Source organism: Frigoribacterium sp. 2355 (genome assembly GCF_054060695.1).
The window spans coordinates 20,394-28,988 of record NZ_JBSSDL010000018.1; the positions used below are offsets into that span (position 1 = coordinate 20,394).

8 protein-coding genes are annotated in these 8,595 nt (G+C 73.4%); 6 read left to right on the plus strand and 2 right to left on the minus strand.

The window, feature by feature from the left end; translation table 11 throughout:
• From ACVJ1F_RS14880 to ACVJ1F_RS14890, 3 genes are read left to right on the plus strand one after another with little or no spacing between them, the layout of a single operon-like run.
• A complete protein-coding gene (locus ACVJ1F_RS14880; protein WP_123571912.1) occupies positions 1-1,008 on the plus strand; it encodes a LacI family DNA-binding transcriptional regulator in 1,008 nt (335 codons plus the stop codon).
• 58 nt (positions 1,009-1,066) lie between these two features.
• Positions 1,067-1,723 (plus strand): hypothetical protein, encoded by a 657-nt coding sequence (locus ACVJ1F_RS14885; RefSeq protein ID WP_456887166.1) that lies wholly within the window; start codon positions 1,067-1,069, stop codon positions 1,721-1,723.
• Positions 1,720-2,436, plus strand: a complete 717-nt coding sequence (locus ACVJ1F_RS14890) for a hypothetical protein (protein ID WP_456887168.1) — start codon at positions 1,720-1,722, stop codon at positions 2,434-2,436. Before ACVJ1F_RS14885 ends, ACVJ1F_RS14890 begins: the two co-directional genes overlap by 4 nt.
• 279 nt (positions 2,437-2,715) lie before the next feature.
• Here the strand turns inward: ACVJ1F_RS14890 and ACVJ1F_RS14895 are convergent, their stop codons facing one another.
• The gene (locus ACVJ1F_RS14895; RefSeq protein WP_456887170.1) at positions 2,716-4,080 is read right to left on the minus strand and encodes an SLC13 family permease; all 1,365 of its coding nucleotides are present in this window, start codon (positions 4,078-4,080) and stop codon (positions 2,716-2,718) included.
• A 117-nt stretch (positions 4,081-4,197) separates the two neighbouring features.
• Complete coding sequence (locus tag ACVJ1F_RS14900; protein WP_456887172.1) at positions 4,198-5,559, minus strand: homoserine dehydrogenase; 1,362 nt, start codon at positions 5,557-5,559, stop codon at positions 4,198-4,200.
• A 167-nt stretch (positions 5,560-5,726) separates the two neighbouring features.
• Here ACVJ1F_RS14900 and otnK point away from each other — a divergent pair, with 167 nt between their 5' ends.
• From otnK to ACVJ1F_RS14915, 3 genes are read left to right on the plus strand one after another with little or no spacing between them, the layout of a single operon-like run.
• The gene (gene otnK, locus ACVJ1F_RS14905) at positions 5,727-6,989 is read left to right on the plus strand and encodes a 3-oxo-tetronate kinase (protein ID WP_456887174.1); all 1,263 of its coding nucleotides are present in this window, start codon (positions 5,727-5,729) and stop codon (positions 6,987-6,989) included.
• Positions 6,986-7,663, plus strand: a complete 678-nt coding sequence (locus ACVJ1F_RS14910; protein WP_173151831.1) for a class II aldolase/adducin family protein — start codon at positions 6,986-6,988, stop codon at positions 7,661-7,663. The genes otnK and ACVJ1F_RS14910 overlap by 4 nt, the downstream gene beginning before the upstream one ends.
• Before the next feature lie 20 nt (positions 7,664-7,683).
• Positions 7,684-8,481 (plus strand): DeoR/GlpR family DNA-binding transcription regulator, encoded by a 798-nt coding sequence (locus ACVJ1F_RS14915; RefSeq protein ID WP_456887176.1) that lies wholly within the window; start codon positions 7,684-7,686, stop codon positions 8,479-8,481.
• Positions 8,482-8,595: the final 114 nt, after the last annotated feature.

An 8,595-nucleotide genomic window follows, 5' to 3' on the forward strand; every position in this document is an offset into this window, starting at 1 on the left:
ATGACGGCACGGGTGACGATCCACGACGTGGCACGGGCTGCCGGGGTGTCGGTCGCGACGGTGTCCAAGGCGGTCAACGGCCGCTACGGCGTCTCGGCCCAGGCGATCGAGCGCGTGATGGCGGCGGTCGACGAGCTCGGCTACGAGTCGAGCCTGGTGGCCAGCAGCATGCGGGCCCGCCGCACCGGGGTGATCGGCGTGCTCGTGGCCGACTTCGAGCCGTTCAGCTCGGAGGTGCTCAAGGGGGTCGGGGCGGCCGTCCGGTCGCGGGGCGCCGAGTACGACCTGCTGGCCTACAGCGGGGCGCACCGCGGCGAGAACACCGGGTGGGAGCGTCGCTCGCTCAGCCGGTTGAGCGGCACGCTGATCGACGGCGCGATCCTCGTCACGCCCTCGGTGCTGACCACCGCCGCGAGCATCCCCGTGGTGGCCGTCGACCCGCACACCGGGCGCACCGACCTGCCGTCGGTCGAGGGCGACAGCCGGGGCGGGGCGCTGCTCGCCGTCGAGCACCTGCTCGGCCTGGGGCACCGTCGCATCGGCTTCCTGGCCGGACGCCCCGACCTGCGCTCGGCGTCGTTGCGCGAGGCGGGCTACGTGCAGGCGCTCCGGGCGGCCGGCATCACCCGCGACCCGGCGCTGACCCGCAACGGCGACTTCGAGCTGACGGCCTCACGCCAGGCGGCCCGCTCGCTGCTGACGAGCCCCGACCGGCCGACGGCCGTCTTCGCCGCCAACGACCTCTCGGCCATCGCCTTGCTGCGCACCGCGCTCGACCTCGGCCTGCGGGTGCCCGACGACCTCAGCATCGTCGGGTTCGACGACATCCCCGAGGCCTCCCGCGAGTCGCCTCCTCTGACCACCGTGCAGCAGCCGATGCAGCGGCTCGGCAGCGCGGCGGCGGGCATGCTCTTCACGATGCTCGAGGGCGGCGAACCGGCCGCGCCCGAGGTGCAGCTGCCGACGCGGCTCGTGGTGCGCGGGACGACGGGGCCGCCGCGCGGGTGAGCGCGACCTGCTCCTGCTCTTCCACAATCATTCGCGTTCGCGTACGGTTGTGCACACCATGGCCGAACTGAGCGCGTCCGAATATGCGAGACGTCACGACATCTCGACCCGTCGCGCCCAGGCGGCCGCAGCGGCCGGACTGCTCGACGCCCGATGGGTCGGCGGACGATGGCTGATCGACGACGCCGTTCCGCATCGACGGCAGCCCGGCCGACCGCTCTCGCACCGGTCGGCCGACGCCCTGGTGGCTCGGCTGACCGGTGACCCCGACTGGGCCGTCGGATTGTCGCCCAGCGAGCGGGGCCGGACGCTCGCCCGGGTCGACGAACTCCGGCAGGGCACGACGCCGTCCGACCGCCTCGCCCTCTGGCTACGGACCGCCCACCCCACGGCCCGGGGGTTCGAGGCACCGGCGGCCGACCTCCCCGATCTCCGACTGGACACCCGGCTCACCCCCGGGGGCAGCAGCGACGAACGCTCGGGCATGAGCGACGGCGGCAGGCTCGAGGCACACGTGTCCGCCGCCGATCTCGACGACGTGGTCCACGAGTACCTGCTCGTCCCGTCCCGCCGACCGAACGCCGCCCTGAGGGTCCACGACGGCGCCGCACCGCGCCCGCTGCCACTCGGAACCCTCATCGCGGACCTGGCGACGAGTGCCGGACCACGAGAACGGGCCGCCGCCGACAGGTTGATCCGCGAGGGCTCGCGATGATCGTCGCGCCCACGCTTCGAGCCGCCCAGGCCGACGCCTGGCACGCCCTCTTCGACGTGCACGAGCGCCTGCCGGCCGGCTGGGCCGTCGTCGGCGGCCAGATGGTCCAGTCACATTGCTGGGAGCGCGGGTCGACGTCGGCCCGACCCACGAACGACGCCGACACCGTGCTCGACGTGAGGGCACATCCGACGATGCTGCTGCGCTTCACGACGGTCCTGCGCGACTGCGGATACGTCGCGGACGGCCAGAGCTTCGAGGGCCATCAGCACCGCTGGGTCCGGGGCGAGGCCCAGATCGACGTCCTCATCCCCCGCTTCCTCGGCGAGCGCGCGTCGTCCCGTCGCGGGATCACCGGCGGGACGACCCTGGCCGCACCCGGTGCCCAGGGCGCCGTCGACCGAGCGCGCGTCGTCGAGGTCCGGGTGAACGGCCGCGACGGTGTCGTCCTGCGGCCGACCCTGCAGGGCGCGCTCCTCGCCAAGGCCGCGGCCGTCGAGATCCCGGGAGACGACCACACGCGACACCTCGTCGACATCGCCACCCTCGGGTCGCTCGTCTCCCGCCGGGATCGAGTGGCGACGGACGTCACCGAGACCGAGCGTCGCCGCATCCGTGCCGCCCTCAGCCTCATCGAGCGCGATCCGCTCATCTGCCGGGTCGCGGATGTCGACCCGATCGTCGTGGACCGGCTGCGCCTGGCCTTCGCCTGACGCCCCCCGCAGACCCCGGTGTCGCCCTTGACACCAGAGTCCGTGCCGGGAGTTCGGGCTCCCGACCGTGCCGACGGTTCGGGCCGCCGACGGCGTGCCGCGACAGGGTCGATCGGACACGGGGCACCCCAGGAGGCGCCCGGGCATGTCTTCGGAGCGGCCCGCCTCCCCCGTTTGGGCGACGTCGTGAGAGAACGGGAACGCAGGAGGCGCGGGTCACGCGACCCGCGCCTCCTGCGTCCCCGGGGCCGTCTGGCCCGGCCGATCAGGCCCGACCGGTCAGGCCCAGAGGAACGGCACCACGAACACCAGCAACGTGACGACCGGCCCGATGACCACCATCGAGAGGCCCCAGCGGGTCAGGTGCCGGTAGAGGCGCGGACGGTCCTCTTCCACGCCCGAGGCGACGATGGTCGCGCCGGTCGTGCCGAACGGGGCGCAGTCGACGAGCGAGGCGGAGATCGCCAGGGCGTAGATGAAGCCGGTCATCTCGAGTCCGCCGCCCGGCACGAGCAGGGGGACGGCGAGCGGGATGAGCGCACCCAGGATGCCGATGGTCGACGCGAAGGCCGACACGAGTCCGGCGATCACGCAGATGACGAACGCGGCGAGCAGCGGCGACGAGACCGACCGGGCGACCTCGCCGAGCTGGTCGATGGCACCGAGCCGCGTCAGCACGCCGACGTAGGTGATGATCCCGCCGAGCAGCAGGATGGTGTTCCAGTCGACTCGCGCCAGCGACGCCCGGCCCACGTCGGGCTTCACGAAGGCGAGGAATACGGCGAGCGTCAGCGCCACGGCACCGAGGTTCAGGTCGACGTCGAGCAGCGTGATCGTGAAGAAGCCGACGATCAGCACGGGGATGCTCACGAGCACGACGACCTGGTAGGCGCCCAGCCGGGTGGCCGTGGCCGGCTCCGTCAGCACGGCGGTGCCGCCCGCACCGCGCCCCGTACCTGCACCGGCACCGCGCCCGGCACCGCTCGTGCCGCCGGTCCCGCCGCCTGCCGTCGTGGCCCGGGCCGCGCCCGCCGCCCGGGTCCGGGCGATCAGCTCGCGACCGCCGAACAGGAAGAACGCGACCAGCACGACGAGCGTGTTGACGCCCACCGAGAGGCCGAACATGAGACCCGGGTTGTAGGGGATGCCCGAGGCCCGCGCCACCGTCATGACCGTGATGCCGTTGATGCTGGTCGGGGCGAGGGCGCCGCCGACGATGGCCGAGCTCATGACGATGCCCATCATCGTCGAGTGGATCTTGTGCTTGTGCGCCAGGCTCATCGCGATCGGCACGATCGTGAACGCCGCGTGCGACGTGCCGAGGCAGGCGACCAGCGTGCCGATGACGAACATCGCCCACGGGATCAGCGCCACGCGGTCGCCGATCAACCCGACCGAGCGGTCGACCAGCCAGTCGACCACCCCGGTCTCGCGGGCGATGCCGAACAGGTAGGTGATGCCGAGCAGGATCAACAGGGCGTCGACCGGGAACCCGCCGAGGACGTCGTCCAGGCTCTCGCCCACGACGAGCACGCCGACGAGGAGGGCCGCGACGAGCGCCAGGGCTCCCATGTGCACGTTGCGGATCGCCGAGAGGGCGAAGACGGCCACGAGGACGATCAGCGCGACGAGCTCGACGCTCACGAGGTCGCCGCCGGGGTGGGTTCGGTCGGGTCGGGGGTGTAGGGCATCGTCGTCGATCTCCTGGTTCGGGGTGTCGCGGGTCGGGAGGGGGAAGGGGAAAGGTCGAGGAGGCGCGGGTCAGCGACCCAGCGCGAGCCCGGCCCGGTAGGCCGCCAGCGCCGCCTCGGGCACGTCGGCGAGGTCGTCCAGTCGCACCAGGTCGCCGGGGGCCACGTCGGCCACGAGCCGCGCGCCGCCGAGCAGGTAGTAGGGCGCGATGCCGTCGTCGTCGGGGTCGACGATGACGGGGGCGACACCGGCGATCTCGTGGTGGTGGCCTTCGACGCGGAAGGCGGTGCCGGCCGACAGGGCCTCGCCGGCACGGGCCGCGAGGACCGTGTGCTGACGGGGCTCGGGCAGGCGTGACGTCCCGTCGACGGCGGCGACGATGCTCAGCGGGGTCTCGACGCCCATGAAGTGGTACGGCCAGTAGATGCAGGCGTGACGGCCGTCGCGGCTGACGACGTGCCCCTTGCCGCGCAGCGTCTCCCAGGTGACGGGGTCGCCGGTGCGGACGATCACGAACACGCCGCCGGCGAAGCTGGCCTCACCCGGCAGGCGGAGCATCGAGAAGACGTCGACGACGCCGCTGCGGCCGAGCAGACCGCCGTCCTCGCGTGCCGTGTACAGGTCGGCGAGCTCGTCCGGGCGGGCGACGGGGTAGTGCAGGGCCTCCACGTCGGCGCGGGCGCCGGTGTAGAGCGAGACGACGTTCATCTCGCAGGAGTCGGCGGCCGCCGCCCGCTTGAGGCCGGCGACCGCCGCGGCACGCGCCTCGACCGTCGCCAGGGGGTCGTCGCCCAGGTCGAGCAGCGATGCCAGGGAGGGGGCGTGCACGGTCGTGCCGGCCTGGTCGACGACGCCCGTGGCCGGGTCGAACGCGAGGTCGTACTCGCCCGACTTGCCGAGGGCCACGACGTCGAAGCCGCACTCGAGCACCCACGCCACGAGACGCAACAGGTTCGCGGGCTGGTCGCCGTCGCCGGGCAGGTACCGCAGACCGGCCGCACGAGCCTTGGCGCTCAGCGCCACGCCGGCGACGGACTCGACCTCCTTGCTGACCATGACGACGTGCACCCCGCGGTCGAGCGCGGTGTCCGCGTAGCCGTGCCCGGCCTCGATGCGACCGGTGGCCTCGACGAGGACGTCGACACCGTCCCAGTCGACGGCCGAGGCCTCGGCGATCACGGCGATCGAGCCGGCCGAGACCGCCTCGGCGGTCGCCGCCGCCGTCGACGGCGTCGCGACGGACGAGGCGGGCACCCCGAGCTCGTGGAGCATGGCCGTCACCCCGTCGACGTCGGGGTCGACGAGCTGCGTGGCCGTCAGGTCGGGCAGGCGGCGCAGCTGGTCGAGCAGCGTGCGGCCGTAGCCACCGTTCGCGCCGGTGAGGAGGACGCGGACCGGAGTCGCGCGAGACGTCGTCGAGTGGAGGATCACCGTTGTTCCCGTTCGTTCAAGAGGCCAGGAGCGGCCCGGGCGAGCATGGCAACTGTAGCGAGACTTATCAAATTGTCAAACATCGCACCAAATAGTCACATAGACTGTCCTCGCCCACCCGCACAGACCGAGGCGTCGTGAGCCCGCCCGCCACCGAGAGGTCCCGCATGTTGATAGGTGCCGTCGCCGACGACTTCACCGGAGCCACCGATCTCGCCTCGGGCTTCCGCCGCCGCGGCCTCGAGACGGTCGTCGTCGTCGACCCCGCCGCCGTCGAGCCGGCGACGTACGCCGGCGTCGACGCGGTCGTGGTGGCCCTGAAGACCCGCACGGCCCCGGTCGACGAGGCCGTCGCGCGGTCCACCGCCGCCCTGTCCTGGCTGGTCGAGGCGGGTGCGGAGCGGTTCGCCCTGAAGTACTGCTCGACCTTCGACTCGACCGACGAGGGCAACATCGGGCCCGTCCTCGACGCCTTCCGCGACCGGCTCGGGGTCGAGCGCGTGATCGTCGTCCCCGCGTTCCCCGCCAACGGCCGGACCGTCCGAGAGGGTCGCCTGTTCGTCGGCGACGACCTGCTCGAGGACTCGCCGATGCGTCACCACCCGTTGACGCCCATGACGCGCTCGAGGCTGCGCGACCTGCTCGCGCCGCAGACCCGGGCCACCGTCACCGAGGTCCCCCTGCAGGACGTCCGCGCCGGGGCCGACGCCCTCCGTTCGACCCTCGACGACGCGCCGGCCGGCTATCTCGTCGTCGACGCGGTGGACGACGACGACCTCGTGACCATCGGCCGCGCGACGGCACACCACCGCCTCCTCAGCGGCGGTGCGGGCCTCGCCCTCGGCGTCGGTGCCGACCACGCACCCGCCCCCGCCCTGCCCGCCGAGTTCGCGCACGTGACCGGGCGCCGCCTGGTGGTCTGCGGTTCGGCGTCCGCCGCCACCCGTGGCCAGATCGCCCACGCGGCGGCCACGCACCCCACGCGCAAGGTCGACCTCGAGGCCGCCACGACCGACCCCGCGGCCGAGATCGCCGCGTTGACCGCGTGGGTGCGCGGCCTCGACGCCGACGCTGTCCCCGTCGTCTACTCGGTCGGCGACCCGTCCGACGTCGTGGCGGCCACCGACCGCGCCACGTCCGACGCCACCCCCGACGCGGCGGCCCTGGTCGAGGCGGTCCTGTCGACCCTGGTGCGCGACCTCGTCGCCGACGGCACCGTGGGGCGGGTCGTCGTCGCCGGTGGCGAGACCAGCGGCGCCGTCGTCACGGCGCTCGGGGCACCCGCCCTGGTCATCGGACCACCGCTCGGCCCCGGCGTCTGCTGGAGCGCCGCGACGACGAGCGGTGGCCGACCGGTCGCCCTCGTCCTGAAGAGCGGCAACTTCGGTGCCGCCGACCTGTTCTCGACCGCCTGGGAGGCCCTCTCGTGACCGCCACGACCACGAAGTCCGCGAAGACCGCGGCCGAACGACTCGTCGACGCCGGCCGCGCCCTCGTCGCCGCCGGTCTGAGCCCCGGCAGCTCGGGCAACGTCAGCGTCCGCGACGGTGAGCACCTGCTGATGACCGGCACGGGCACCATGCTCGGGTCGCTCACGGTCGACGACCTCTCGGTGCTCGCCCTCGACGGCACGGTGCTCGCCGGCCCCAAGCCGTCGAAGGAGGTCGCCCTGCACCTGGCGCTCTACCTCAAGAACCCCGGGCACCGGGCCGTCGTGCACGTCCACTCCCCGTCCGCGGTCGCCCTGTCCTGCCTCGAGCCCTGGTCCGAGCACTGCGCCGTGCCCCCGCTGACGCCGTACTCGCTCATGCGGGTCGGCCAGGTCCCGCTGCTGCCCTTCGTCGCCCCCGGCGACCCCGCCATGGGGTCGTTGGTCACCGACAGTCCGCTGCCGTTCCGCGCCGCACTGCTGTCGAACCACGGCAGCGTCGTGAGCGGCGAGGACGTCGACCGGGCCGTCCTCGGTGCCGTCGAGGTCGAGGAGGCCTGCCGGATCGCCCTGCTGACCCAGGGCGCCGACCGCCGCCTCATCCCCGCCGACCAGGTGGCCGCCATCACCGCGGCGTCGGGCATGCCGTGGACGGGTCCCACCGCACTAGGCTGACCGACGCGAGAAAGGCCGACGTGTCCCCCACAGCCCCCCTCATCCCCGAGCAGCGGCGCGAGAGCATCGTCGAGCACCTGCAGCGCGAGCGCGTCCTGAGCTACCGGCAGCTGACCGACCTCCTCGGCGTCAGCCAGATGACGGTCCGACGCGACGTCGCGACCCTCGAGGACGAGGGTCGCGTCACGGCCACGCCCGGCGGGGCCAAGCTCACCCCGCGACTGCTGGTCGAGGCGAGCCGGGACGTCAAGCAGGACGTCGACGTCGCCCAGAAACGGTCCATCGCCCGCGAGGCCGCGGCGCTCGTGCGCGACCACATGACCGTCTACCTGGACGCCGGCACGACCGTGCAGGCCATGCGCGAGCACCTCGACGACCTCACCGGCCTGACGATCGTCACGAACGACCTCGCGACCGTCCGGTCGTTCTTCGACCACCCCGACGTCGACCTCATCGTCGTCGGGGGCCGGGTCGACAGCGCGAACCAGTCGACGCTGGGGCGGCTGACCCGGTTGACGCTCACCGAGCTGTCGCTCGACCTCGCCTTCATCTCGTCGAGTTCGTGGGACCTCACGCACGGCGTCACCACGCCGGTCGAGGCCAAGGTCGAGGTCAAGCGGGCCGCGCTCGAGGTGGCCGAACGCTCGGTGCTCGTCGCGGACAGTTCGAAGTACGGGCGCTTCGGCAAGTACCGTGCCCTCCGCCTGGCCGAACTCGACACGATCGTGACCGACGACCGCCTGGGCGACGAGGCCACGGCGGCCCTGGTCGACGCCGGTCTCGACCTCGTGGTCGCCGCCCCGGGCGAGCCCGCCTGACGCGAGTTCCGCGGGGACGCCGGGGGGGGGGGGGCCGCGCCCCCCCCCCCCCGCGCCCCCCGCCGCCCCCCCCCCCCCCGGGGGGGGCCCCCCCCAGGAACATCATAATAACCC